Below are 23,822 nucleotides of genomic sequence, written 5' to 3' on the forward strand. Positions count from 1 at the left end.
GGTGATCACCCATCTGTGTGATTCATGCTGTGGAACGTGGTGCGGGGCAGGGCGGGGCGGTCCGGCCGGTGGCCCGGGACCGTTCCTGGGCGCGCTCCGGGGCGGCACCCCGGAGAGCCGGGCGGCGGCTGTGCCCAGACCGATGGGCCCGCCCGGCTGTCGGGGTGACGATCCTCTTCACGCGCTCATACGGAAGAGACCTTCGAAGGAATTCCTCAGTGCCCGATCTCGACGTTCTCGAGGATTCCGAGGGCGTCGGGCACCAGGACCGCCGCCGAGTAGTAGGCGCTCACCAGATAGGACATGATGGCCTTTTCGCTGATGCCCATGAAGCGCACGGAAAGGCTCGGCTGGTATTCATCGGGAATTCCCGTGCGATGGAGGCCGATGACGCCCTGGGACTCCTCACCGGTACGCATCAGCAGAATCGAGCTGACGCCCGTCTCGGTGATCGGGATCTTGTTGCAGGGGTAGATGGGCACGCCCCGCCAGGCGGGCAGGGAGTGGCCGCCCACCTGGGCGCTGTCCGGGTAGACGCCCCGGCGGTTGAACTCGCGGGCGATCGCCGCGATGGTGCGCGGGTGGGCCAGCAGGAAGCTCGGGTCCTTCCAGACCGTCGCCAGCAGCTCGTCGAGGTCGTCGGGGGTGGGCGGTCCGCTGCGGGTGTGGATGCGCTGGCTGAGGTCGGCGTTGTGGAGGAGGCCGAACTCGCGGTTGTTGATCATTTCGTGTTCTTGGCGTTCGCGCAGGGCCTCGACGGTGAGCCGCAGCTGTTGTTCGAGCTGGTTCATGGGCTCGTTGTAGAGGTCGGCGACGCGGGTGTGCACCCGCAGCACCGTCTGGGCGACACTCAGCCCGTACTCGCGCGGCGAGGCCTCGTAGTCCGCGAAGACCCCGGGCAGGGACGGCTCCCCGCTGTGCCCGGAGGCGACGTCGATCGCCGACTCCCCGTGCTCGTTATGGGGGAGGGCCGACCGGCGGCGGTAGGCCTCGACGTGCGCCCGCAGGCCCGGGGAGCCGTCCAGCGCCTCCTGGAAGTGCCCGCGCGGCAGCGTCAGCACCGTACAGGCCGTCACCGCCCGCACCGAGAAGTCCCATTCGCCCGGCTGCTCGGCGGCCAGCGCCTGGTCGCCGACGTACCCGCCGTCGGCCAGGACGCCCAGCACGGCCGGCTCGCCGTACTCGCCCTCGTGGAACCTCTCGGCCTTGCCGTGGGCGAGCAGCAGCACCTCGTCCGCCGGCCGCCCCGCCTCCACCAGCAGCTCACCGGGCCGGAACTCCCGCTGGACGAACTGCCCGGCCAGCGCCTCCAGGACCGCGGGGTCCGCGAAGCCGCGCAGCAGGGGCAGCTCGCCGAGCTCCGCCGGGATGACCCGCACCTCGGCGCCGGTCGTGAAGAACTCCACCTTGCCGTCGCCGAGTGTGTGTGTCAGCCGGCGGTTCACCCGGTACGTACCACCGGAGAGCTGAACCCACGGCAGCAGCCGCAGGAGCCACCGAGAGGTGATCCCCTGCATCTGCGGAACGGACTTTGTCGTGGTCGCCAGATTACGGGCGGCCTCGGTGCCCAGGCTCAGCCGCCCGGGTGGATTATCCGTGCCCGCTCCGGTCTCCACTGACGTCGTCATAATCGAATGCCCACCCATCCGTTACGGAAGTGCCCATTGCGGAACCGTCGGGAATTCCCGCTCGCCCCCATTCGAAGCTAGCAGCGCGAATCGATGGGGGCGATCACTCAAAAGGATGGGATTGAAACCTGATGTCAAGGTCGGATAAAAATGCCGATCCCGTTGGGGACGGGCCGTTCGGCCCCGCCCGACGGATGGTTGCGCACGGTCGGACGGGCCTCTCCCGGATCCCGGGCGACGAGCGTCGACGAGCCGCCGCCGTCGAGGTTGAAGCCGTCGGTGGCCCCCAGCCCCTTCAGGGCCTGGGCCAGTTCGAACAGGGTCAGCCCGGGGCGGTGGGCGGCTCCGCCGTCGAGCGCCAGCAGCAACAGCCGCCTCCCCCGGTCCGCCAGACCGGCGGCGGTCCGCACGGCGGCGGTCGCCGCGTCCAGCCCCCCGACGGGCCTGCCCCCGCGCAGCAGGGGAAAACCCCCGATCGCGAAGCGCAGCGACCCCGAACGCCGGGGCCGGAGGTACTCGTCGACCGCCACCTGGTCCCCGACCTTGAGCTTGCGTAGCTGCCGCGCCCCGTCCTCGCGCCCCAGCAGCACCACCGAACCCCGGGCGACGGCGCCCCGGCCGGGCCGCTCCGCCACGGCCGCCACCCGGCCCCCGCGTACGGTCAGCTCACGGGTGTCGTCGCTGCACGGCGCGCCCCGGTCGGTGTCCGTGCCACAGGTGGCCCGCAGCCGTGACGCCGTGCCCCAGGCCGGGGTGAACGCCCCGATGCCGTCGACCGGGATCGCGTACTGGTTGAAGCCGCTCAGTGGGAACTCGTCGTTCCGCGCGCGCACGGACCCCTCCAGCGTGAGCCGGTCCAGCCGCGCCGTCCGGTCCGCGCCCACGCCCAGGACGTCCTCCGTGGTGCCGCCCGACGGCATCGCCGGGCCGAACCGCTGGCCGTCCGGCACCGCCGCCTTCAGATCGTGCCCGCCCGCCACGGCCGGCCCCACCGGCGCGCCCGTGGCGTCCACCCCGGGATGCTGCGCCTCGGCGATGTTGAAGAAGTCCCCGTTCACCCCGCCGACCGCGCCGCGGTCGCCGGCCATCCGGGACAGCCGCTCCCGGGCGCCCACCGCTCCCGGATACAACAGGTCCACCGACACCCGCCGGTCGCGCAGGTCGACCGTGAGCAGATGACCGTACGCCGGTCCGTTCGATCCCTTCAGAGAGAACCCCCGATACGTCACTCCGGGCCCCAGCGCGGTCGGCGCGCCCAGCTCAGGCGGGGAGAACTCCTCCGTGCCCGCCCACGCCGTGCCGCCCCCGACCAGCGAGACCCATGCCACCAGTACCGTCAGAACCGCGCGTACGCGGCATCCACGTCTTCCCACTGTCACCCCAGAGGTCCCGTCAACTCTGTCATGGCGCAAGGGACTTAACCATGCCCCGAAAGAACGACAGGGAAAGCTCAGGCGGCGCCCGGCGCAACTCTCGACCCGGCCCTGTCAAACGGCCCGGTGGGCCCCGATACTCGCAAGCGTCAGCGTGCGCAGCCCGCCCCTATTCGCTCACCGAGCCACCGGGAGGCAGCCCCATGTCCCGTACGCGCCGATCCGCCGTCCTCGCCCTCGGAGCCGCGCTCGCCGGCTCCCTCGCCACCCCGGCCCTCGCCGCTTCCGCCCCCGCCGCCACGCCTGCGGCGGCGGACACCGGGCGCGCGAGGCCGCCGCTGCGCCACGCCCACGCGCACAACGACTACGAGCACCCCCACCCGCTCACCGACGCCCTCTCCCACGGTTTCAACAGCGTGGAGGCCGACATCTGGCTGGTCGGGGACGAGCTCCTCGTCGCGCACGACGCCTCCGGGCTCGACTCCGCACGCACGCTCGAATCCCTCTACCTCGATCCCCTGCTGCGCCGCGTCAGAGCCAACCGTGGCCGGGTGTACCGCGGATACGACCTGACCCTCCAGCTGCTCATTGACATCAAGACCCCGGGCGACGCCACCTACCGGGCCCTGTCGCGCCGACTGCGCCCGTACCACCCGATGCTCACCGAGTGGTCCGGCGGGCGGACGCGCCGCGCCGCGGTGACCGCCGTCGTCTCGGGGGACCGGGGCGCCCGCGCCCCCATGGAGGCGGAGCGGACGCGCCACGCCTTCTACGACGGCCGGCTCACCGACCTCGGCGGCGCGCCCGCCTCCTTCGCGCCCCTCATCAGCGACAACTGGGGGGAGAACTTCACCTGGCGAGGGGTGGGTCCCATGCCCGGCCATGAGCGGGCCGCCCTCCGGCGGATCGTCGCCACCGCGCACGCCGAAGGGCGGACGGTTCGCTTCTGGGCCACGCCGGACGTGCCCGGCCCGGCGCGGGACGCGCTCTGGCGAGAGCTCCTCGCGGCCGGCGTGGACTACCTCAACACGGACGACCTGGCAGGCCTGGAGACGTTCCTGCGCGCAGCTCGTTGAGCACCCGGCACACTTCCGTGTCCCGGACCGCCGGCAGCAGCAGCGCGATCGCCTGCACCAGCTTGCCCAGCACGAAGGTCGTGTCGGGCGTGGCGCGCACCAGCTCCCGTACCCTCTCCGTGTCCTTCCGCCACACGGATTCGAGCAGCACTGCGACATCCGGTGCGGCCTCCTCGTCCGTCTCGACCCAACCGGGCTCGTCCGGCACCCGCCTGACGAGGTGCCGCAGCACCCGGTCGGCGACATCGGGCCGGTAGGCCTTCCGGATGGCCTCGTTGGCGATCCAGACGAGCGCGGCGACGAGGTCCCGGGCCTCCTCGGCCGTCATGGACCCGGGCAGCGAGTCGTCGAACGCCGCCTGATTGCCGTGCCGGAAGGCGAGCAGAAGGCGGGCCGCGCCCGCCTTCGCCTCGCCGGCGCGTGTCCGTGTGATCTCGGCAGTCATCGGTCGAATCATACGGTTAACAGATATTTATTGAGGTAATGCCGCATTGTCGGCGGGTCGATGGAATGTCCGGTTCCGGAGTGGATCCCGTAGCGGAACGGTCACTGCCCGGGCCGGGCCGCCACGGCGGGGTAACGCTGGCCGTATGGCCACCCCTCCAGGGCCCCCACCGGGGCCGCCATCCGGCCCGCCGTACGGACCTTACGGACCGTCCGGCGGCTTCGGCCCCGCCCGCCAGCCGGACCCGCCGCCCCCGCCCGGTGGCGGGGGAGGGCGGCGGGCGGCGACGGCCGTCGCCGCGCTGCTGGGGGTCGCGGTCCTCGCGGTGGGGGCCGTGGTGCTCATCGGCGGCAAGGACTCCGGCGGCAAACCGGGCCGCGGCGCGGAGCCGACCGGGACCGCGGGCACCGCCTCTTCACCCTTCCCACTCCCGACCGGGCTCCCATCGGGCCTGCCCAGCGAACTGCCTTCCGGGCTGCCTTCTGGGCTGCCGTCCGGATTCCCGTCGACGCTGCCCTCGACTCTCCCGTCGGGCCTGCCCACGGCGCTCCCCTCGGCCTTGCCCACGGACATCTTCGGTCTCTGAGCGGGCTTGGCGAAGTCCGGTGCGGTTCGGCAGCGCCCCGAAGGGGCGCGGGGAACTGCGCGACCAGCCACGACGCACCGGCAGATGACTCGCCGGCCGGCCTCCGCTAGCCGGCCGCCGGAGCGAGCCGCGCGGCGACCCGCGCCGGCGGCCCGGCCGCGGCCAGCCGCTCCGCGTCCTCGCGCACCGTCGGCTCCCCGGGCACCGGCGTCAGCTCATGGCCCGGAGCCAGCGCCTCCGCCAGCAGCCGCCGCGCCCGGACCGCCGCGTCCCTCGCGAGGAACGCCAGGGCCTCGACGTCGAGCCCGTGCGCCCCCTCGGCCCCGTCCCCCTCTCCGGCCAGGACAGGAGGCCGCCCCGCCACGTCCACCAGCGGCGGGGGATCCGGAAGCGGCGGCACGAGACCGCGCCCCGCGAACGCCTCACGCGCCGGTATCCCCACGGGCGGCTCCGGCGCGTGCGAATCGGCATGCGGGGCACTGCGCGCTCGCAGCTCCTCCAGCAACTCTTGCTCCCCGCGCCCCCGTAGCAGCAACAGGACGAGCGGATCCCGGTCGAGCAGCCGGCCGACCTGATGGCACAGCGCCGCCGAATGCAGGCAGTGGTCCCACGCCCCGCAGGCGCACTCGGCCTCCAGATCGCCGATGCCGGGCAGCAGGTCGACGCCCGCCGCGGCCGCGTCCTCGGCCAGGTGCGGCGGCAGTTCCCCGTCCAGCAGCGCCGCGATGTGCTCGGGGCGGTCGGCCACCACGTCCAGGAGCCGGTCCCAGTCGGCGTCCGTGAATCGCTGGACCACCACGTCCGAGCGGTAGGGGACGCCGTCCCGGTCACGGACGAGCGCGGTGATCCGCCCCGGCCGGACGGACACCGCCCCGACGGCTCCCGCGCGGGCGTACTGGCGGCCGGCTTTCACCTGCTTGCCGTCCAGGGCGGTGTCCTCCAGCGCCTTGAGCCATGCCCGGCCCCACCGGCTGGTGGCGAAGCCCTGCCCCGCGGCCGGAGGCAGGGCCGCGAAGACGCGCTCCCGCCGGTCGTGTGCCGTCGTCGTCATCGTCCGGTCCCCCTCAGCTCCACGAGCTCCGCCAGTTGCGCGTCGGTCAGTTCGGTCAGCGCGGCCTCCCCGGCGCCCAGCACCGCGTCCGCGAGAGCCTGCTTGCGCGCCAGCATCTCCGCGATCCGGTCCTCGACGGTGCCCTCGGCGACGAGCCGGTGCACCTGGACGGGCTGGGTCTGGCCGATGCGGTAGGCACGGTCGGTCGCCTGGGTTTCGACCGCGGGATTCCACCAACGGTCGAAGTGCACGACATGACCGGCGCGCGTGAGGTTCAGGCCCGTGCCGGCAGCCTTCAACGACAGCAGGAAGACCGGGATCTCGCCCTCCTGGAAGCGCTGGACCAGCTCCTCCCGGCGCGCCACGGGCGTACCGCCGTGCAGCAGCGCGGTGGTCACACCCCGCTCGGCCAGATGACGTTCCAGGAGACGCGCCATCCGGACGTACTGGGTGAACACCAGGACGCTTCCGCCCTCGGCGAGGATGGTGTCCAGCAGCTCGTCGAGAAGCTCGACCTTGCCGGAACGCCCCTCGATCCGGGGGCCGTCGCCCGCCTTGCCCGGATCCCCGGGAACGTTCTCCTTGAGGAACTGGGCGGGATGGTTGCAGATCTGCTTCAGACCGGTGAGCAGCTTGACGATCAGCCCGCGCCGTTCGAGCCCGTCCGCCTCCGCGATCTCCGCGAGGATCTCCCGTACCACGGCCTCGTAGAGGCCCGCCTGTTCCCTGGTGAGCGCTACCGGGTGGTCGGTCTCGGTCTTGGGCGGCAGCTCGGGCGCGATGCCCGGGTCGGACTTCCGGCGGCGCAGCAGGAACGGGCGGACGAGCGCCGCGAGGCGCTCGGCGGCCGCCGGGTCGGTGCCGCTCTCCACGGCCCGGGCGTGGCGGCGGCGGAAGCCGCCGAGCGTGCCGAGGAGCCCGGGCGTGGTCCAGTCGAGGATCGCCCACAGCTCGGACAGGTTGTTCTCGACCGGGGTGCCGGACAGCGCGACGCGCGCCTTCGCCCCGATGCCGCGCAGGGCCTTGGCGGTCGCGGAGGAGGGGTTCTTGACGTGCTGGGCCTCGTCGGCGACGACCAGACCCCAGCCGATGCCCGCCAGCCGGGGCGCGTCCAGTCGCATCGTGCCGTAGGTGGTGAGGACGAACTCTCCCTCGCCGAGAGCGTCCAGGTCGCGGGACGTGCCGTGGAAGCGGCGGACCGGGGTGCCGGGGGCGAAACGTTCGATCTCGCGCTGCCAGTTGCCCATCAGGGAGGCCGGGCAGACCACCAGGGTGGGGCCGGCGGCCTCCGGCAGAGTCTGCCGGTGCAGATGAAGGGCGATCAGGGTGATGGTCTTGCCCAGGCCCATGTCGTCGGCCAGGCAGCCGCCGAGGCCGAGCGAGGTCATCCGGTTCAGCCAGTCGAGGCCGCGCAGCTGGTAGTCGCGCAGGGTGGCGGCCAGCGCGGCGGGCTGGGCGACCGTTTCACGGCGGGCCTCCGGGTCGGCGATGCGGTCGCGCAGTGCCGCCAGCCAGCCCGTCGCGAGCACCTCGACCGTCTCGTCGTCGTTCCCGGCGGGGGCGCTGCCGGTGAGCGCGGCGCCCAGCGCCTCGGCTGGGGTGATCCGCCGGTCGCGCCGGGCGTGGGCGCGGCGCAGCGCCTCGGGGTCGACGAGTACCCACTGGTCGCGCAGCCGTACGACGGGACGGCTCGCTTCGGCGAGCCGGTCGAGCTCCGCCCGCGTCAGCTCCTGGTCACCGATGGCGAAGCGCCAGCCGAAGGCGAGCAGTTTGTCGGCGGACAGCAGGGACGGCACGCCCGAGCGGTGCCCGGACGCGTCGTCCGGCGGGCCGACGACGGCACGGGCGGTGAGTTCGCGGACCAGGTCCTTGGGCCAGTGGACCTCGACGCCCGCGGCGTCCAGCGCCCGGGCGGCCGTACCGAGGAGCTCCCCGGTCTCCTCGTCGGCGAGGTCGACGGCGGTGGGCACCGCGGCCGACACCAGGGGCGAGAGCGCGGGCCAGGCGTGGGCGGCGCGCCGCAGGGCGCGCAGCGCGTTCATGCGGGCGCCGCCGAGCGCGCGGCCCGCCGGAGACGTACCGGACCATACGTCGGCGGCGTCGGCGACCAGTGCCGGGTCGGAGAGGCTGTGCAGCTGCGGCACGGCCCGGAAGCGTGGGCGGAGCTCCTCGCCCGTCCCTTCGGGCCCCGTCTGCGCGAGGACCTCGACGCGCAGGGAGAGACGTACGGCCGTGTCGTACCCGGTGGCCCAGGCGCGCGCGGCGGGCACTCGCTGGGGCTCGGGGGCGGCGAAGGGGCGGCCGCCCGCGGCGAGGACGGCGGCGGGGGAGCGGGGCAGGCCGTCGGCGACGGCGTCGAGGAAGGACCTTACGAGCCCCTCGGGTTCGGGCAGCAGGGGCGCCCCGCCGCCCGGCAGCGGTACGGCGTGCGCCGTGGGCGGCATGGCCGCGGCGAGCTCCTGGACGCGGCGGGTGTCGTCGGGGGTGAGCGGCCCGGTCCGCCAGGTGTCGTGGTCGGTGCCGGTCAGTCCGGGCAGCAGCTTGCCGCGTGCGGCGAGCTGGAGGGCGAGGACGGCGACGGCGCCCCAGAAGGCGGCCGTCTCGTCGGCCCGGGCGGCCCGGGCGCGGGTGAGGACGGGGACGGCGTCGCGCACGGGCAGCACGTTCGCCCGGACGGTCGTCGTGGTCACCTCGTCGCCGTCGGGGACGGCGACGGTCAGTTCCTCGACGGTGCCGCCCGCCAGGGGCGGTGTGCCGTCGGGGAGCCAGAAGGCGACCCGCCCGGTACGGGCCGGGTCCCCGGGGAGGAAGACCGCCTGACAGCGGGCGAGCAGGGAGACGTCGGAGGGTGTCGCGGCAGAGAGCGGGGTCACAGCGCTGCGCATTCCTCAAATTTGACTAGTGCGGGTCGGAGCGGCCGAGGGTACAGGAGACGCGCGGCCGATGAGAGGACCCCCGGGGGTGAGCCGCGTCACTCTCCTTCGCGTGGACCGACGTACGCTGAAACCGGGTTCGGCAGCCGTCGTGAAGGAGGCACGGACATGACCAACAGGGCCAAGGTCGCCGTCGGTGGTGTGGCGGTGGGGGTGATCCTGCTGTGGCTGCTGCCCTTCTGGGCGGCGCTGCTGGTGATGGTCGGCATTCCCGTCGGCGCCTATCTGCTGCTCGATCCGTCGCAGCGCACACGGCTGCGCAGGGCGTCCCGCAAACAGCTGGGGCGCTAGGCCGCCGGGCGGCTCTAGGGACGCGCGGTGAACACGGGGGCGAGCGCCGCCTCCGTCAGCAGTCGCGCGCGGCCGGAGCCGTCGGCCGGGACGGTCCACAGATCGGATCCGTAGTCGCCGGGCAGGGAGTACACGAGAGTGTGCCCGTCCCGCCGCCAGACCGCCTGGTCGTCGACATTGCGCCGCTCCGCCGTGGCGGTCTCGCGCAGGGTGCGCAGGTCCAGGACGTACAGCCGCCAGGGCGCGTCGGGGGACGCGCCCTCGACGCGCTTCTTGTACGCGACGCGCGTCCCGTCGGGGGACAGGGACGGGCATTCGACGTTCTCGTGCAGGGCGCGCAGCGTCCGCTCCGAGCGGTCCCCGCGCACCAGGTAGGTCTTGCCGTCCGTGGCGACGGTGGCGTAGAAGTGCCCGGCGTCGGCGAAGGTGACGCCCCAGACATTGAGGTCTGCGGCCCGGTGGGGCCGGCCGTCCAGGAGGAAACGGTAGGTCTCCAGATCGCGGTCCAGTTCCCCGGTGCGGACGTCCAGGACCGAGGTGCGGGTGGAGAAGGCGGTGCCCGCGTAGGAGTCGCCGCTGACGAAGACCGTCCAGGCCGCGGCCCGCCCGTCGGGGGAGACCCGGGCGCGGGTGGGGATGCCCGCCAGGTCGTAGCGGCGCAGCGGGCGCAGGCGCGCGTCGAGGACCACGGCCCGGTAGACGTCCCGCAGGCCGCTGCGTACCGACTGGAGGCAGATTCCGGTGCCCGCCGCCGCGTGGAAGCGCAGACAGCGGACCCCGGAGGACGTGCGGGGGCCGGCCGGGTCGGTGTCGGAGACCGAGACGACCTCGTCGCGGTGCGGCCCCCAGGACATGTTCCGGAAGACGTCGCGGCCCGGGGCGTCGAGGGTGACCGCGCCGGGTCGTACGGGCGGGCCGCCCGCACGGGGCCGGTCCTTCTCCGCCGCCCGGTCGGCGGCCCGCAGGGTGGCGCCGACGGCGACCCCCGTCAGGAGGAGGACGGCGGCGAGCAGGACCAGGAGTCGGTGCGTGCGGTTCATCCGGTTCAACGGGCGGGCTCCGATGGGACGTCGGCGGGCGAGGGGCGCAGCAGCGCGGCGCTGGCGGCGGCGGAGACGAGGAGACCGGTGGCCGCCGCGCCCAGCGCCGTGCGGTCGCCCCACGCGGTCCAGGCCGCGCCGAAGGCGATCGAGCAGACGAAGCGCGCCGCCGCCTGACCGGTCTGGACGACCGCCAGGCCGCTGCCCCGGATCTCTCGGGGCACGGCGTCGGCGGTCGCGGCGGCCAGCACCCCGTCGGTGGCGGCGTAGAACGTGCCGTGCAGCGCGAGGACGGCACCGGCCAGGGCGGGCGAGCTCCCCAGGGGCGCGAGCAGCAGCCCGTACGCGCCGAGGAGCGCGAGATGGCCGCAGAGGAACAGCCTGCGCCTGCCGAAGCGGTCGGCGACGGCGCCGAGCGGCACCGCCAGCAAGAGGAACGCCGTGGCGGTGCCCAGGGGCAGCAGCGGGAACCACGCTTCGGTGACGGCGAGTCGGCGCTGGAGGGTGAGGTAGAGGAAGGAGTCGCTGACGGTGGTCAGCCCGAGGAGCACCGCGCAGGCGGTGAGCCGGCGGACCTCGGGGCGGCGCAGGAGGTCCCGGAGCGGAGTCCGGGTCTCCGGTTGGCGAGGGAGCGCGGGGTCGGTGGGGCTCGTGGGTTCGCCGGGGTGCGCGGGAACGAACAGCCAGAGGATGAGCACGCCCAGGGCCGCCACGCAGCCGCTGACTGTGAAGACCGCGTCGTACCCCTCGGCGGCGGTCCGCAGGACCAGGAAGGCCAGCAGGGGGCCGAGCAGCGCCCCGGCGGTGTCCATGGCCCGGTGCACACCGAACGCCCGGGCCCGGTCGGCGGGTTCGCAGGCCAGCGAGATCATGGCGTCGCGCGGTGCGGTGCGCAGCCCCTTGCCCGTGCGGTCGGCCGCCAGGACGGCGCCGATCAGCGGGACGCCGTGCACGACGAGCAACAGCGGTTTGCACAGCGCGGAGAGGCCGTAGCCGAGGACGGCCACGGTCTTGTGGCCGCCGTCGCGACGGTCGGCGAGCCGGCCGCCGACGAGGCGCACGAGCGCGCTGACGCCGTTGTAGAGGCCGTCCAGCAGCCCGAAGCCGAGCGGGGACAGGCCCAGCCCGGCGACCAGATAGAGCGGCAGGACGGCGCTGACCATCTCCGAGGAGACGTCGGTGACCAGGCTGACGGTGCCGAGCGCGAACACCGTGGCGGGGACGGCGGCCCGCCGGCCGGGAGCGGGATTCCGGCCGGCGGCGTCGGTGGTGGTGGTGCGACGGTCCGTGAGATACACGGTCAGCTGTTCCAGATGCCGGTGATGTCCTTGGCGCTCGCGGCGTTTCCGGCGTGCGGGAGACCGTACATGGTCTCCAGGGTGCGCAGCACGTCGTAGTGGTTGTACGTGGTGCCGGAGGTGGAACCGGCCTTGACCTGCTGGCCGTAGAGGACGGTGGGAATCCGGTTGCCGCTGAGGCGGTTGTCCTCGTCGAAGGTGATCAGCAGCAGGCTGTTGTGGGTCTTGGCCCAGTCGGCGTAGGACTTGAGGTTGTTCTTCAGCCAAGTGTCGCCGGTGCCGACGGAGCAGTCGTGCATGTCGCTGCACATGTTCGGCACGACGAAGGAGACCGCGGGAAGGGTGCCGTAGTCCCGGGGGAAGGCGCCGAAGGTGTGGGCGGTGCTGGTGGGGACGTTGCCGAAGCCGAACCAGGGGTTGTGCTTCTGGCGGTACTTGCCGCTCTCACAGGTCGTGGAGCCCTCGGACGGCAGGGACTCGTTGTAGCTCGCCCAGGTCTTGCCCGCGGCGATCAGCTCCGAGCCGAGGTTGGGCTCCTCGCTGAAGCCGGGGTCGACGCAGCTGTCGTCGGTGACGCCCTGGGTGTCGCCGGAGAACAGCGCGTAGTAGTTGGGCTGGCTGGGGTGGGTCTCGGCGTACGAGGCGGTCAGGTTCGCACCGCCTGCGGCCAGGGAGTTGATGTAGGGGGCGCTGGAGCTGCCCATGACCTGGTCGTAGGCGTGGTTCTCGAAGACGACGACCACGACGTGGTCAGGTGTGGGAACGGCCGGCGCGGCGGTGGAGTCCGCGGCCCACAGGCCGAGGGAGGTGGCCGCGAGGCCGAAGGCCGTGGCGAGGGCGAGGAAGGGGCGGCGGAGGCGATGGGGACGGGCAGGACTGGCTGCGGCGGGCACGAGCTCCTCCGGGTGAAGTGGCATCGGTGGGGGGTGAGCCGGGTGCGCTGGCAGCGTAGGGCGGTATGCGGTGGCATGTACACGACTTCAACATGACGAATCCGGGAACGGCGGCCGAGCGGCGTGCGACGCGTGATGGACGCCGTTCCGCGTCAGGCGGCGGGCAGTCCGAGGAGGGTGCGGGCCACCGTCTGCGGGGATTCGTCGCGTTCGCGGGCGAGGGCTATGACGGCGCGGCACGCGAGCTCGTTCACGCCGAAGCTGAGGGCTTCCGGCGAGACCCAGCGTGCCGCTTCCATGCTTTTGTCGTAGTCGTTCTCGGCGCAGGCGGCGACATATGCCGCCGCGGCTTCGAAGAGATTGTGCTGGCGGCTCACGAGCGGCCGTGGCGCCGGTGCCCGGCGGACCTCTTCCGAGCGCTTGCGGAGTTTGTTGAACACGCGGATCACCTGCCCTTGTGAGCGGCAATTTCCTGCGGTCGTTCAAGTGTGCCCGGTGGGCGAGGAGTTGAACCTCCGGAAAATACGGCGGTGCCGCTCGTTTTCCGCGTCATGCCCGCGTCCTGTGTCAACTGGCGAACGGATGCGTGTCGGAGGGGAGGGCGGGTTGCCCGGAGCGCGGAGGTGGGCAAGGCTTGCACGGCGGTTACGGGGAATTGCCGAACGGGGAGGCGGACATGGGATTTGGTAAGGAACTCGACTCGATGCTGGACGAGTTGGCCGAAGGGGGCGGTGGGATACGCCACGCATTGGTGCTGTCCAACGATGGGCTTGTGACGGGAGCGAGCGCGGGTCTGGTGAGAGAGGAGGCCGAACACCTGGCGGCGGTCGCCTCCGGACTGCACAGTCTCGCCCGGGGAACGGGCCGGCAATTCCGGGTGGGCGGCGTGCGCCAGACCATGGTCGAATTCGATCGGGGCGTGTTGTTCGTGACGGCCGCCGACGAGGAGAGCTGTCTGTGCGTACTGGGTGACGCCGATGCCGACATCGGCCGGATCGCCTACGAGATGACCTTGCTGGCCAACCGCGTCGGCGGCCGGAGCCGCTGACTCCGGCCGGTGCCGGACTGCCGGCCGCGCCGGGGCCTGCGCGGGGGTCGGCGTCGAGGTCCGCCGGGTTATCCACAGGCCCGGCGGGCTGCGGCACCCCACCGCTATCGTCGTCACTGTCAGTAATCAGGCGATGGTGGGAGGGCGTCATGGAGGTACAGCAGGTACGACAGGAACAGCAGGGGCGAGAGCGGGGCCGGACAGAGGCGCACGGCCCGGCGTGGCCGGGCGTTCCCTTCGCCCGGGCGGCGCGGGAGCTCGGGCTCAAACCGCGCGAGTTCGAACTGGCCGTCCAGCTCGGGGAGGTGCGAACCGTCTCGGCCGGCCCGGACGGGCGACGACGGGTCCCACCGGAGGAGATCGACCGGCACGGATCGAGCGAGGGCTTCCCCGAAGCGCTGCGCTCCCGGCTCTGGGCCGTGGGCACGGCGGAAGGAGCCGAGCTCATGGGCGTCGGCCCCGCCCGCTTCACCCGCCTGGCCCGGGCCGGCTGTTTCACCCCGGTCCGCTTCTACGTCAACCGCTACCGCGCCGTCGTCTGGCACTACCTGGCGGCCGACCTCGCCGAGTTCGCCGACCGAGAACCCGGGCTGCTCACCGGCCGCACCCCCGCCCTGCTGCGGACCGCGCTGGACGAACACCCCGACCGGCGCGCCCGGGGCTGGCGCGCCCGCCGGGTCGACCAGCTGACCGCCCAGACCACGGACGCCTGGCAGCGGGCGGCCGCCACCGCCGCCGTGCTCGACACCCCAGAACTGGCGCAAGCCGTGCCCGACCCGGGTGAACGGGCATATCTGAACGCGCTGCGCCCGGAGCTGACCCGGATCCGCTCGGAAGTCCCGGCGGCCCGTGAGGTGATCGAGTCGCTGGTGCTTGCCGAGGACCCGGACGAAATCGACTGGTACCGCCACTGCCTCACGACCGCGCTGCCCCAGGCCCGGGCCACCCGGCCCGCACCCGGCACCGACGGGAACCGGCAGACCGGGCGGGACCACGCCGCCGAGCCGGAGCCCGGTCGTGACCCCGCCGACAGCGCGGCGCCCGGGCAGGAACGCGCCCACCGACCGGAGCCCCGGTCCGTGCGTCCCGGAAGGCTGTGGTCATGGCTGCGCGGGCGTCGGTAGACCACGGTCCGGCGGAGCGCCGAGCGCGCCGCCGGACCGTGGCCGGGAAGGGGTCAGAGCTGGCCGACGTCCATGATCCGGACGACCGCCCGGCCCTCCTCGTCGGAGGCCGCGAGGTCGACCTCGGCGGAGATGCCCCAGTCGTGATCGCCGTTGGGGTCGGCGAAGGTCTGCCGGACCCGCCACAGACCGTCCTCCGGCCGCTCCTCGATGCGCAGCAGCTTCGGCCCGCGCGCCTCGGGGCCGGTGCCCAGATCGTCGTACTCGTCCCAGTAGGCGTCCATGGCCTCGCCCCAGCGGTCCTCGTCCCAGCCGGACTCGGCGTCCATCTCGCCGAGCTCGGCGACCTTGTCCAGGGCGGCGAGCTCCACACGACGGAACAGCGCGTTGCGCACCAGCACCCGGAAGGCACGGGCGTTGGCCGTGACGGGCTTGACCTGGTCGGCCCGCTCCTGGGCCTCCTCGGCGCTCTCCTCCGAGGGGTTGGCCAGCTGCTCCCACTCGTCCAGCAGGCTCGAGTCGACCTGGCGGACCATCTCGCCGAGCCAGGCGATCAGGTCCTCGAAGTCGTCGGACTTCAGGTCGTCCGGCACGGTGTGGTCCAGCGCCTTGTAGGCGCCGGCCAGGTAGCGCAGCACGATGCCCTCGGTCCGGGCCAGGTCGTAGTGGGCCGTGAACTCCGTGAAGGTCATCGCCCGCTCGTACATGTCACGGATGACCGACTTGGGCGACAGAGGGTGGTCGCCGACCCACGGGTGGCTCTTGCGGTAGACGTCGTAGGCGTGGGACAGCAGCTCCTCCAGCGGCTTGGGGTAGCTGACGTCCATGAGGCGCTCCATGCGCTCCTCGTACTCGACGCCGTCCGCCTTCATCGCCGCCACGGCCTCGCCGCGCGCCTTGTTCTGCTGTGCGGCCAGGATCTGCCGGGGGTCGTCCAGCGTCGACTCCACGACCGAGACCATGTCCAGCGCGTAGGAGGGGGACTCCGGGTCCAGGAGCTCGAAGGACGCCAGCGCGAAGGTCGACAGCGGCTGGTTGAGCGCGAAGTCCGACTGGAGGTCGACCGTCAGCCGCACGATCCGGCCCTCGGCGTCCGGCTCGTCCAGCCGCTCCACCACGCCGCCGTCCAGCAGCGAGCGGTAGATGGCGATGGCCCGGCGGATGTGCCGCAGCTGGTTCTTGCGCGGCTCGTGGTTGTCCTCCAGCATCCGGCGCATCGCCTCGAAGGCATTGCCCGGCCGGGCGATGACCGCCAGCAGCATCGCGTGGGTGACCCGGAAACGGGAGGTGAGCTGCTCCGGCTCGGAGCCGATGAGCTTCTCGAAGGTGTTCTCCGTCCAGTTGACGAAGCCCTCGGGAGCCTTCTTGCGGACCACCTTGCGGCGCTTCTTGGGGTCGTCCCCCGCCTTGGCCAGCGCCTTCTCGTTCTCGACGACATGGTCGGGCGCCTGCGCGACGACGAATCCGGCCGTGTCGAAGCCGGCCCGCCCGGCCCGGCCCGCGATCTGGTGGAACTCCCGCGCCCGCAGCGTCCGCACCCGCTGGCCGTCGTACTTGGTCAGCGCGGTGAAGAGCACCGTGCGGATGGGCACGTTGACCCCGACGCCCAGGGTGTCGGTACCGCAGATCACCTTGAGCAGACCGGCCTGCGCCAGCCGCTCCACCAGACGCCGGTACTTCGGCAGCATCCCGGCGTGGTGGACGCCGATGCCGTGCCGCACGAAGCGCGAGAGGTTCCGCCCGAACTTGGTGGTGAAGCGGAAATTGCCGATCAGCTTGGCGATCTCGTCCTTCTCCTCGCGCGAGCACATATTGATGCTCATCAGCGCCTGCGCCCGCTCGACGGCGGCCGCCTGGGTGAAGTGGACGATGTACACCGGGGCCTGACGCGTCTGGAGCAGCTCGGTCAGCGTCTCCGTCAACGGCGTCGAGCGGTACTCGTACGACAGCGGAACGGGCCGGGTCGCCGAGCGGACCACCGAGGTCGGCCGGCCGGTGCGCCGGGTCAGGTCCTCCTCGAAGCGGGAGACGTCACCGAGCGTCGCGGACATCAGGATGAACTGCGCCTGGGGCAGCTCCAGCAGCGGGATCTGCCACGCCCAGCCCCGGTCGGGCTCGGCGTAGAAATGGAACTCGTCCATCACGACCTGGCCGATGTCGGCGTCCTTGCCGTCGCGCAGCGCGATGGAGGCGAGCACCTCGGCCGTGCAGCAGATCACCGGGGCGTCGGCGTTGACCGAGGCGTCGCCGGTGAGCATGCCGACGTTCTCGGTGCCGAAGATCTTGCACAGGTCGAAGAACTTCTCCGAGACCAGCGCCTTGATGGGGGCGGTGTAGAAGGTCACCTGGTCATTGGCGAGCGCGGTGAAGTGCGCCCCCGCCGCGACCAGGCTCTTCCCCGAGCCGGTGGGCGTCGACAGGATCACGTTCGCCCCGGAGACCACCTCGATCAGCGCCTCCTCCTGGGCGGGGTACAGCGAGATGCCCCGCTCCTCGGCCCAGGTCGAGAAAGCTTCGAAAAGGGCATCGGGGTCGGCATGGCTCGGCATCTGATCGATAAGGGTCACACCCCCATACTGCCTGGCCCCTGGCCGGATCAGGGAACCGGCCGGTCGAACGATGATCATCCGGGCATTACGCTGAGTGGCCGACACGGCGTCAGCGAAGCCCGGCACGGGCCGGCGAAGGGGTGGCACGACGATGATGGGACCGGCTCATTCGCTCTCCGGGGCGGCGGCCTGGCTGGGCCTGGGAGCGGCGGCCGCCGCGCTGGACCACCCCATGCCCTGGCCCGTGCTCGTCGTCGGCGCGCTGATCTGCGCCGGGGCCGCCCTGGCCCCGGACCTCGATCACAAGTCCGCGACGATATCGCGGTCCTTCGGCCCGATATCCCGGATCCTGTGCGGGATCATCGACCAGCTGTCCTACGCGGTCTACAAGGCCACCAGGTCCAAGTCCGACCCGCGCCGCAGCGGCGGCCACCGCACCCTGACCCACACCGCCCTCTGGGCGGTACTGATAGGGGCCGGAGCCTCTGCGCTGGCGATGACCGGGGACCGCTGGGCCGTCCTCGGCATCCTCTTCGTCCATATGGTGCTCGCCGTCGAGGGGCTGCTGTGGCGGGCGGCCCGGACCTCCAGCGATGTGCTGGTCTGGCTGCTCGGGGCCACCAGCGCCTGGATCCTCGCCGGCGTCCTGGACGAACCGGGCAACGGCTCCCACTGGCTGTTCACCGGCCCCGGCCAGGAGTACCTGTGGCTGGGCCTGCCGATCGTCCTGGGCGCGCTCGTGCACGACATCGGGGACGCCCTCACGGTCTCCGGCTGCCCGATCCTGTGGCCCTTGCCCATAGCGCGCAAGCGCTGGTACCCCCTCGGCCCCCCGAAGTCGATGCGCTTCCGGGCCGGCAGCCGGGTGGAGGTCAAGGTCCTGATGCCCGTCTTTATGATCCTCGGCGGTGTGGGCGGGCTGGGGGCCCTGGAGCTCTTCTGACCTCCCGGGCCCCCGCCCCGCCCGGAGGGCTAGCGGTGCCAGGAGCGCCACAGCGCCGCGTACGCGCCGTCCGCCGCGACCAGTTCGTCGTGGCTGCCCAGCTCGCTGATCCTGCCGTCCTCCGCCACCACGATCACGTCCGCGTCATGGGCCGTGTGCAGCCGGTGCGCGATCGCCACGACCGTGCGCCCCTCCAGCACCTTCGCCAGGGAACGCTCCAGATGGCGGGCGGCACGCGGGTCCAGCAGCGAGGTCGCCTCGTCCAGGACCAGGGTGTGGGGATCCGCGAGCACCAGCCGGGCCAGGGCGATCTGCTGGGCCTGCGCCGGGGTCAGCGCGAGCCCGCCCGAGCCGACCTCGGTGTCCAGGCCCTTCTCCAGCCCCCGGGCCCAGCCCTCGGCGTCCACCGCGGCCAGCGCCGACCACAGCTCGCCGTCCCCCGCGTCCGGCCGGGCGAGCAGCAGATTGTCCCGCAGGGCGCCGACGAAGACATGGTGCTCCTGGTTGACCAGCGCCACATGGCGGCGCACCCGCTCCGTCGGCATCCGGGAGAGCTCCGCGCCGCCCAGCGTCACCGTCCCCGCCCGCGGGGCGTAGATCCCGGCCAGCAGCCGGCCCAGCGTCGACTTGCCCGCCCCGGACGGCCCCACCAGCGCCACCCGGGTGCCCGGCCGGACATCGAGCGAGACCCCGTGCAGCACATCGCCGTCGGGACCGTAGCCGAAGCGCACCCGGTCCGCCCGGACGTCCCGGCCCGCCGGGCGCACCCGCTCGTCGGCGTCGTCGGCGCCGATCTCCCGCACCCCCACGAGCCGGGCCAGCGACACCTGGGCGACCTGGAGCTCGTCGTACCAGCGCAGGATCAGCCCCAGCGGCTCGACGAGCATCTGCGAGAGCAACGCGCCCGTCGTCAGCTCACCGACCGAGAGCCAGCCCTTCAGCACACAGAACCCGCCGAGGAGCAGCACGGCGCAGAGCAGCAGCACATGCGACACATTGACCACCGGATACAGCACCGAGCGCAGCCACAACGTATAGCGCTCCCATTGCGTCCATTCGAAGACGCGACGGTCGGACAGCGCGACCCGCTCCCGGCCCAGCCGGTGCGCCTCGACGGTCCGCCCGGCGTCCACGGTCTCCGTCAGGGCCGCGGCGACGGCCGCGTAGCCGGCGGCCTCGGAGCGATAGGCGCCCGGCGCCCGCCGGAAGTACCAGCGGCAGCCGACGAGCAGCAGCGGCACCGTGACCAGCAGCGACAGCGCCAGTGGCGGCGCCGTGACGGTCAGCGCCCCCAGGAGCAGCCCGGCCCAGACGACGCCGATCGCCAGCTCGGGCACGGCCTCCCGCATGGCGTTGGCCAGCCGGTCGACGTCCGTGGTGATCCGAGACAGCAGATCACCGGTGCCCGCCCGCTCCAGCACACCCGGCGGCAGTCCCACCGACCGGACGAGGAAGTCCTCGCGCAGGTCCGCCAGCATCTGTTCGCCGAGCACCGCCCCGCGCAGCCGCACCATGCGAGTGAACAGCGCCTGGACGGCCAGGGCGACGGCAAAGAGGGAGACCGTACGGCCCAGGTGGAGCTCCCGCGCGCCCGAGGCGAGCTCCTCGACCAGCCCGCCCAGCAGATACGGGCCGGTCATCGAGGCGAGCACCGCGATCGCGTTGGCTCCCACGAGCAGGGCGAAGGCGCCCCGGTGCCGGCGGAGCATCCCCTTCGCGTAGGCGCGCACCGTGGTGTGTCCGGCCACCGGAAGCGTTGTCGCCGACTCCGGTGCGGCCGGGTCGTAGGACGGAGGTGCCAGGCCGATCATGCCGTTTCCCCGATCTGCTCGCCCTCGTCGGCCACGGCCTTCTCGAAGTCGGCCTTCTCGAATCCGGCGAGCTCCATGTCCAGTGCCTTGTCGATCTCTTCGTTCTCTTTGTTCGTCCCGCGCGGTTCCTCCGTCCCGCCCGGTTCCTCGTCCGTCCGGCGGGTGACGACCGCGCGGTAGGCGGGGTCGGTGCGCACCAGGTCGGCGTGGGCCCCGACCGTCGCCACCCGGCCCTCCTGGACGAACACCACCCGGTCGGCCCGGTCGAGCAGCAGCGGACTGGAGGTGAACACCACCGTCGTACGGCCCGCGCGCAGACGGCGCAGCCCCTCCGCGACGCGGGCCTCGGTGTGCGAGTCCACCGCGGCGGTCGGCTCGTCCAGCACCAGCGCCTCCGGGTCGGTGATCAGGGAACGGGCCAGTGCCAGGCGCTGGCGCTGCCCGCCGGACAGCGAGCGGCCGCGCTCGGTGATCCGGGCCCGCATCGGATCGTCGCTCCCGCCCGCCGAGGACCGGGTCAGCGAGGCCAGTACGTCGTCGCACTGCGCCGCCGCCAGGGCGGCCTCGGCCGTCACGGCACCCGAGGAGGGCACGTCCAGCAGCTCGGTGAGGGTGCCCGACAGCAGCACCGGGTCCTTGTCCTGCACGAGCACGGCCTCGCGCGCCACGTCGAGCGGCAGGTCGTCCAGCGCCACACCGCCCAGCAGCACGGAGGGCGTCCCGCCGGCACCCCCGTCGGCGTGGCCGCCGAGCCGGTCGGCGAGCCGGCCCGCGGCGTCGGGATCCCCGCACACCACAGCCGTCAGCCGCCCGGCCGGCGCGAGGAGTCCGCTGACGGGGTCGTACAGATCGCCCCGCGGCCCGGGCCCGGGCGCCTCACGATCGCCGTCCGGCGGCACGACGCGCTCCAGCCCCAGCACCCTGGCGGCACGCGCCGCCGAGGGCCGGGAGAAGGAGTAGGCCTGGGCGATCTCCTCGAACTGGCGCAACGGCAGCAGCAGGAAGCTGACCACGCCGTAGACCGTGACCAGCTCGCCCACCTCGATCCGGCCCTCCTGGACCAGCCGTACGCCGTACCAGACCACCGCGATCAGCAGCAGCCCCGGCAGCACCACCTGGACCGCCGCGATCAGCGCCCACATCCGGGCACTGCGCACGGCCGCCGCGCGCACCTCCTGGGAGGCACGGCGGTAGCGGGAAAGGAACAGCTCCTCGCCACCGATGCCCCGAAGCACCCGCAGTCCGGCCACGGTGTCCGACGCCAGCTCGGTGGCCCGGCCGGCCTTCTCCCGCTGCTCGTCGGCCCGCCGCGTGGCATGCGGCAGCAACGGCAGCACCGCCAGGGCCAGTACGGGCACACCGGCCGCGATCACCAGCCCCAGGACGGGCTGGTAGATCGTCAGGGACACGCAGAGCACCACGGTGGTGAACAGCGCCGCCATGAAGCGCGAGACGGACTCCACGAACCAGCCGATTTTCTCGACGTCGCCCGTGGACACCGCCACCACTTCACCGGCCGCGACCCGGCGCGTCAGCGTCGCCCCCAACTCGGCGGTCTTCCGGGCCAGAAGCTGCTGCACCCGTGCCGCCGCCGTGATCCAGTTGGTGACCGAAACCCTGTGCAGCATCATGTCGGCCAGAGCCATGACCGTCCCCAGCAGCAGCATCAGACCGGCCGCCAGCGCCAGCCGGGCGCCGGAGCGGTCGACCACCGCCTGCACGGCGAGACCCGCCGCCAGGGGGAACAGGGCCACGGACGCCATGTTGACCGTGCCCCAGAACATCGCCTTTGCCTGGCCGCCCACCTGACTCCGCCCCAGCCACAGCAGGAAGCGGGGGCCCGACCGGACGTCCGGACGGCCGGGGTCGGGAAACGGCAGATCGCGAATGTGCATGACATCCCGGTTCGGAGTGGGTGGTAGGGGTCCGTGCCAGGCTCTCGGCACGGAGATGTCCGGTTCAACTGGTTTTCCCACACGGGGTGTCCGGCCACGGCCCATCAGACCGGCTTAGTACTGGTGCGCCACGCGGCGACGCGCTTCACTCCTGCCCCATGAGACGACTGTTCCTGGCGCTGTGCGCCGCGGCCACCGGACTGGCGCTGAGCGCCGGAACGGCCACGGCCGCCGCGCCCACCGAGTTCGGCACCGAATGGCACGATCCGATCACCGCCGGCCCACCCGTGGCCACCCCTCGCACCACCTCGTGCACCGTGACCGTCGCGGAGACCGAATTCCGCGACTACACGCCCTACAAGAGCACCTACACGCCCCCCGAGCGTTGTGGTGACCGCTGGAACAAGGTCGTCCTCCGACTCGACGGCGCGGTGGCCGGGCGGCAGTTCGACCGCCTCGGCTATCTCCGTATAGGCGGCATCGAGGTGTTGCGCACCTCGACACCCGAACCCTCGCCCAAGGGCATCACCTGGCACGTTGAGAAGGACGTCACCCGCTACGCCCCTGCCCTGCGCACCCGGCAGCCCGTCGAGATGCTCATCGGCAACCTCGTCAACGAGACCTACACCGGCGCCATCAAGGTCAAGGCGACCCTGACCTTCTACAAGGCCGAGGGGCGAGTGAAGCCCGCCCGCACCCCGGACCGGGTCCTCACCCTCGACGGCGCGCAGAAGACCGGCCAGGCCTACGAGGGCGCGCTGACCGTGCCGCGCAACAGCGAGCGCGTCGTGGCCGAGGTCTACGCGACCGGATCAGGCGGCGGCTGCGAGGAGTTCTGGTACCTCGCGGCGCCGGAGTCCGCGCCCTACTCCTGCAAGGCCAAGGACGGGCCCAACCGGGAGGTGCGCGTCTCGGTGGACGGCAGACTGGCCGGGATCGCCGCCCCCTACCCGACGGTGTGGACGGGCGGCTGGTCCAACCCCTTCCTGTGGTACGTGATCCCCGGCCCGCGCGCCTTCGACGTCCGGCCGGTGGAGTACGACCTCACGCCCTTCGCGGGGCAGCTGAACGACGGTAAACCGCACCGGATATCGGTCACGGTGGCCGGGGTGCCCGAGGGCCAGAGTGGCTGGGACACCCCCGTCAACGTCCTGGTCTGGCAGGACGCCAAGGCGTCCGTGGTCACCGGTGCGGTCACCCGGTACCAGGAGGGCGCCCCGCGCGGCACCGCCGACTACCGGCCCGGCGACCGGCACCGGGTGGAGGCGGACGCCGCGCACGCGCTGACCGTCTCCGGCTATCTGAAGACCTCGCACGGGCGGGTCGACACCACGGTCACCCGCCGGCTGGCCGCCACCTCGCTGCACCGCTGGAAGGACGGCGAGGCCACGGACGGGCTGCGGGCCCGCTGGACGGACGACGAGACCGTCACGGTCGCCGGCCGCGGACCGGCCACGGTGAACACGGCCCACCGCGTCTACAGCATGGAGGGCGTCACCACCGTGGACCCCGACAACCGGCTGAACACCGTGCTGACCATGGGCGACCAGGCCGATCTGCGCACCGCGCGGGCGGGGAAACAGCTCACCTGGAGCCGACTGGACGACACCTACACCGGTAACGCGTCCTACATCCAGAACGTCCCCCGGGAACAGCGCCACGCCACAGGGGTCTCCCGTGAGCGCTACCGCCTCCTGGGCCCCGGCGCGTGCTACGACCGCACCCTGGCCTCGGTCCAGGGCGAGCTGACGGAGGACAGCCGGCGCTGCTGACCGGTCGTCCGGGAGGGAGGCGGGGGTGGGGCGTGCGCTCCACCCCCGCCGCCGTGTGGCGGACGC

18 protein-coding genes and 1 pseudogene are annotated in these 23,822 nt (G+C 72.7%); 7 read left to right on the plus strand and 12 right to left on the minus strand.

Annotated features, from left to right (window positions below; genetic code table 11):
* Positions 1-215: 215 nt before the first annotated feature.
* A complete protein-coding gene (locus RM609_RS18340; protein ID WP_311612207.1) occupies positions 216-1,628 on the minus strand; it encodes a family 2B encapsulin nanocompartment shell protein in 1,413 nt (470 codons plus the stop codon).
* 134 nt (positions 1,629-1,762) lie between these two features.
* The gene (locus RM609_RS18345; protein WP_311612209.1) at positions 1,763-2,956 is read right to left on the minus strand and encodes a phosphodiester glycosidase family protein; all 1,194 of its coding nucleotides are present in this window, start codon (positions 2,954-2,956) and stop codon (positions 1,763-1,765) included.
* A 248-nt stretch (positions 2,957-3,204) separates the two neighbouring features.
* Between RM609_RS18345 and RM609_RS18350 the strand changes: the two genes are divergently transcribed.
* Complete coding sequence (locus tag RM609_RS18350; RefSeq protein ID WP_311612210.1) at positions 3,205-4,077, plus strand: phosphatidylinositol-specific phospholipase C/glycerophosphodiester phosphodiesterase family protein; 873 nt, start codon at positions 3,205-3,207, stop codon at positions 4,075-4,077.
* On the opposite strand, the gene RM609_RS18355 is transcribed toward RM609_RS18350, so the two are convergent.
* Entirely contained in the window at positions 4,025-4,522 is a 498-nt protein-coding gene (locus RM609_RS18355; protein WP_311612212.1) for a hypothetical protein, read from the minus strand. The genes RM609_RS18350 and RM609_RS18355 overlap by 53 nt on opposite strands.
* A gap of 145 nt (positions 4,523-4,667) precedes the next feature.
* Here RM609_RS18355 and RM609_RS18360 point away from each other — a divergent pair, with 145 nt between their 5' ends.
* Complete coding sequence (locus RM609_RS18360) at positions 4,668-5,108, plus strand: hypothetical protein (protein ID WP_311612214.1); 441 nt, start codon at positions 4,668-4,670, stop codon at positions 5,106-5,108.
* Positions 5,109-5,217: 109 nt separating this feature from the next.
* Here the strand turns inward: RM609_RS18360 and RM609_RS18365 are convergent.
* A pseudogene (locus RM609_RS18365) lies at positions 5,218-6,159 on the minus strand (SWIM zinc finger family protein); the annotation flags it as partial.
* Positions 6,156-9,044, minus strand: a complete 2,889-nt coding sequence (locus RM609_RS18370) for an SCO1167/SCO6262 family helicase (RefSeq protein WP_438828473.1) — start codon at positions 9,042-9,044, stop codon at positions 6,156-6,158. The gene RM609_RS18370 and the pseudogene RM609_RS18365, both read right to left, overlap by 4 nt.
* Before the next feature lie 156 nt (positions 9,045-9,200).
* Between RM609_RS18370 and RM609_RS18375 the strand changes: the two genes are divergently transcribed.
* Positions 9,201-9,383, plus strand: a complete 183-nt coding sequence (locus RM609_RS18375) for a tail-anchor membrane protein (RefSeq protein ID WP_311612217.1) — start codon at positions 9,201-9,203, stop codon at positions 9,381-9,383.
* Between the two features lie 14 nt (positions 9,384-9,397).
* On the opposite strand, the gene RM609_RS18380 is transcribed toward RM609_RS18375, so the two are convergent.
* From RM609_RS18380 to RM609_RS18395, 4 genes are all read right to left on the minus strand, one after another.
* On the minus strand, positions 9,398-10,423 hold the full coding sequence (locus RM609_RS18380; protein ID WP_311612218.1) for a TolB-like translocation protein: 1,026 nt from the start codon (positions 10,421-10,423) through the stop codon (positions 9,398-9,400).
* 5 nt (positions 10,424-10,428) lie between these two features.
* Positions 10,429-11,721, minus strand: a complete 1,293-nt coding sequence (locus RM609_RS18385; RefSeq protein WP_311612219.1) for an MFS transporter — start codon at positions 11,719-11,721, stop codon at positions 10,429-10,431.
* A gap of 2 nt (positions 11,722-11,723) precedes the next feature.
* Complete coding sequence (locus tag RM609_RS18390) at positions 11,724-12,638, minus strand: alkaline phosphatase family protein (protein WP_311612221.1); 915 nt, start codon at positions 12,636-12,638, stop codon at positions 11,724-11,726.
* Between the two features lie 128 nt (positions 12,639-12,766).
* Positions 12,767-13,054: a hypothetical protein gene (locus RM609_RS18395; RefSeq protein WP_311612222.1), complete on the minus strand. Its 288-nt coding sequence runs from the start codon at positions 13,052-13,054 to the stop codon at positions 12,767-12,769.
* A 236-nt stretch (positions 13,055-13,290) separates the two neighbouring features.
* Here RM609_RS18395 and RM609_RS18400 point away from each other — a divergent pair, with 236 nt between their 5' ends.
* Both RM609_RS18400 and RM609_RS18405 read left to right on the plus strand, forming a co-directional pair.
* A complete protein-coding gene (locus tag RM609_RS18400; protein ID WP_311612439.1) occupies positions 13,291-13,662 on the plus strand; it encodes a roadblock/LC7 domain-containing protein in 372 nt (123 codons plus the stop codon).
* Between the two features lie 149 nt (positions 13,663-13,811).
* Positions 13,812-14,786, plus strand: a complete 975-nt coding sequence (locus tag RM609_RS18405) for a DUF6397 family protein (protein ID WP_311612224.1) — start codon at positions 13,812-13,814, stop codon at positions 14,784-14,786.
* Between the two features lie 53 nt (positions 14,787-14,839).
* On the opposite strand, the gene RM609_RS18410 is transcribed toward RM609_RS18405, so the two are convergent.
* Positions 14,840-17,353 (minus strand): DEAD/DEAH box helicase, encoded by a 2,514-nt coding sequence (locus tag RM609_RS18410; protein WP_311612226.1) that lies wholly within the window; start codon positions 17,351-17,353, stop codon positions 14,840-14,842.
* A gap of 133 nt (positions 17,354-17,486) precedes the next feature.
* Between RM609_RS18410 and RM609_RS18415 the strand changes: the two genes are divergently transcribed.
* A complete protein-coding gene (locus RM609_RS18415; RefSeq protein ID WP_311612228.1) occupies positions 17,487-18,278 on the plus strand; it encodes a metal-dependent hydrolase in 792 nt (263 codons plus the stop codon).
* A gap of 29 nt (positions 18,279-18,307) precedes the next feature.
* On the opposite strand, the gene RM609_RS18420 is transcribed toward RM609_RS18415, so the two are convergent.
* Together RM609_RS18420 and RM609_RS18425 are read right to left on the minus strand one after the other, a co-directional pair.
* Positions 18,308-20,089 (minus strand): ABC transporter ATP-binding protein, encoded by a 1,782-nt coding sequence (locus RM609_RS18420; RefSeq protein WP_311612229.1) that lies wholly within the window; start codon positions 20,087-20,089, stop codon positions 18,308-18,310.
* The gene (locus RM609_RS18425; protein WP_311612231.1) at positions 20,086-21,984 is read right to left on the minus strand and encodes an ABC transporter transmembrane domain-containing protein; all 1,899 of its coding nucleotides are present in this window, start codon (positions 21,982-21,984) and stop codon (positions 20,086-20,088) included. Before RM609_RS18425 ends, RM609_RS18420 begins: the two co-directional genes overlap by 4 nt.
* A gap of 158 nt (positions 21,985-22,142) precedes the next feature.
* Here RM609_RS18425 and RM609_RS18430 point away from each other — a divergent pair, with 158 nt between their 5' ends.
* Entirely contained in the window at positions 22,143-23,756 is a 1,614-nt protein-coding gene (locus RM609_RS18430) for a peptide-N4-asparagine amidase (protein WP_311612232.1), read from the plus strand.
* Positions 23,757-23,822: the final 66 nt, after the last annotated feature.

This window comes from Streptomyces hesseae (assembly GCF_031845785.1).
In the GTDB taxonomy this organism is placed as follows: Bacteria; Actinomycetota; Actinomycetes; order Streptomycetales; family Streptomycetaceae; genus Streptomyces; species Streptomyces hesseae.

Coding starts and splice junctions, on each gene's coding strand:
- RM609_RS18420 (WP_311612229.1), bottom strand. CDS start 20,089: ATGATCGGCCTGGCACCTCCGTCCTACGACCCGGCCGCACCGGAGTCG.
- RM609_RS18400 (WP_311612439.1), top strand. CDS start 13,291: ATGGGATTTGGTAAGGAACTCGACTCGATGCTGGACGAGTTGGCCGAA.
- RM609_RS18380 (WP_311612218.1), bottom strand. CDS start 10,423: ATGAACCGCACGCACCGACTCCTGGTCCTGCTCGCCGCCGTCCTCCTC.
- RM609_RS18390 (WP_311612221.1), bottom strand. CDS start 12,638: ATGCCACTTCACCCGGAGGAGCTCGTGCCCGCCGCAGCCAGTCCTGCC.
- RM609_RS18415 (WP_311612228.1), top strand. CDS start 17,487: ATGATGGGACCGGCTCATTCGCTCTCCGGGGCGGCGGCCTGGCTGGGC.
- RM609_RS18375 (WP_311612217.1), top strand. CDS start 9,201: ATGACCAACAGGGCCAAGGTCGCCGTCGGTGGTGTGGCGGTGGGGGTG.
- RM609_RS18430 (WP_311612232.1), top strand. CDS start 22,143: ATGAGACGACTGTTCCTGGCGCTGTGCGCCGCGGCCACCGGACTGGCG.
- RM609_RS18370 (WP_438828473.1), bottom strand. CDS start 9,044: ATGCGCAGCGCTGTGACCCCGCTCTCTGCCGCGACACCCTCCGACGTC.
- RM609_RS18425 (WP_311612231.1), bottom strand. CDS start 21,984: ATGCACATTCGCGATCTGCCGTTTCCCGACCCCGGCCGTCCGGACGTC.
- RM609_RS18340 (WP_311612207.1), bottom strand. CDS start 1,628: ATGACGACGTCAGTGGAGACCGGAGCGGGCACGGATAATCCACCCGGG.
- RM609_RS18355 (WP_311612212.1), bottom strand. CDS start 4,522: ATGACTGCCGAGATCACACGGACACGCGCCGGCGAGGCGAAGGCGGGC.
- RM609_RS18360 (WP_311612214.1), top strand. CDS start 4,668: ATGGCCACCCCTCCAGGGCCCCCACCGGGGCCGCCATCCGGCCCGCCG.
- RM609_RS18405 (WP_311612224.1), top strand. CDS start 13,812: ATGGAGGTACAGCAGGTACGACAGGAACAGCAGGGGCGAGAGCGGGGC.
- RM609_RS18350 (WP_311612210.1), top strand. CDS start 3,205: ATGTCCCGTACGCGCCGATCCGCCGTCCTCGCCCTCGGAGCCGCGCTC.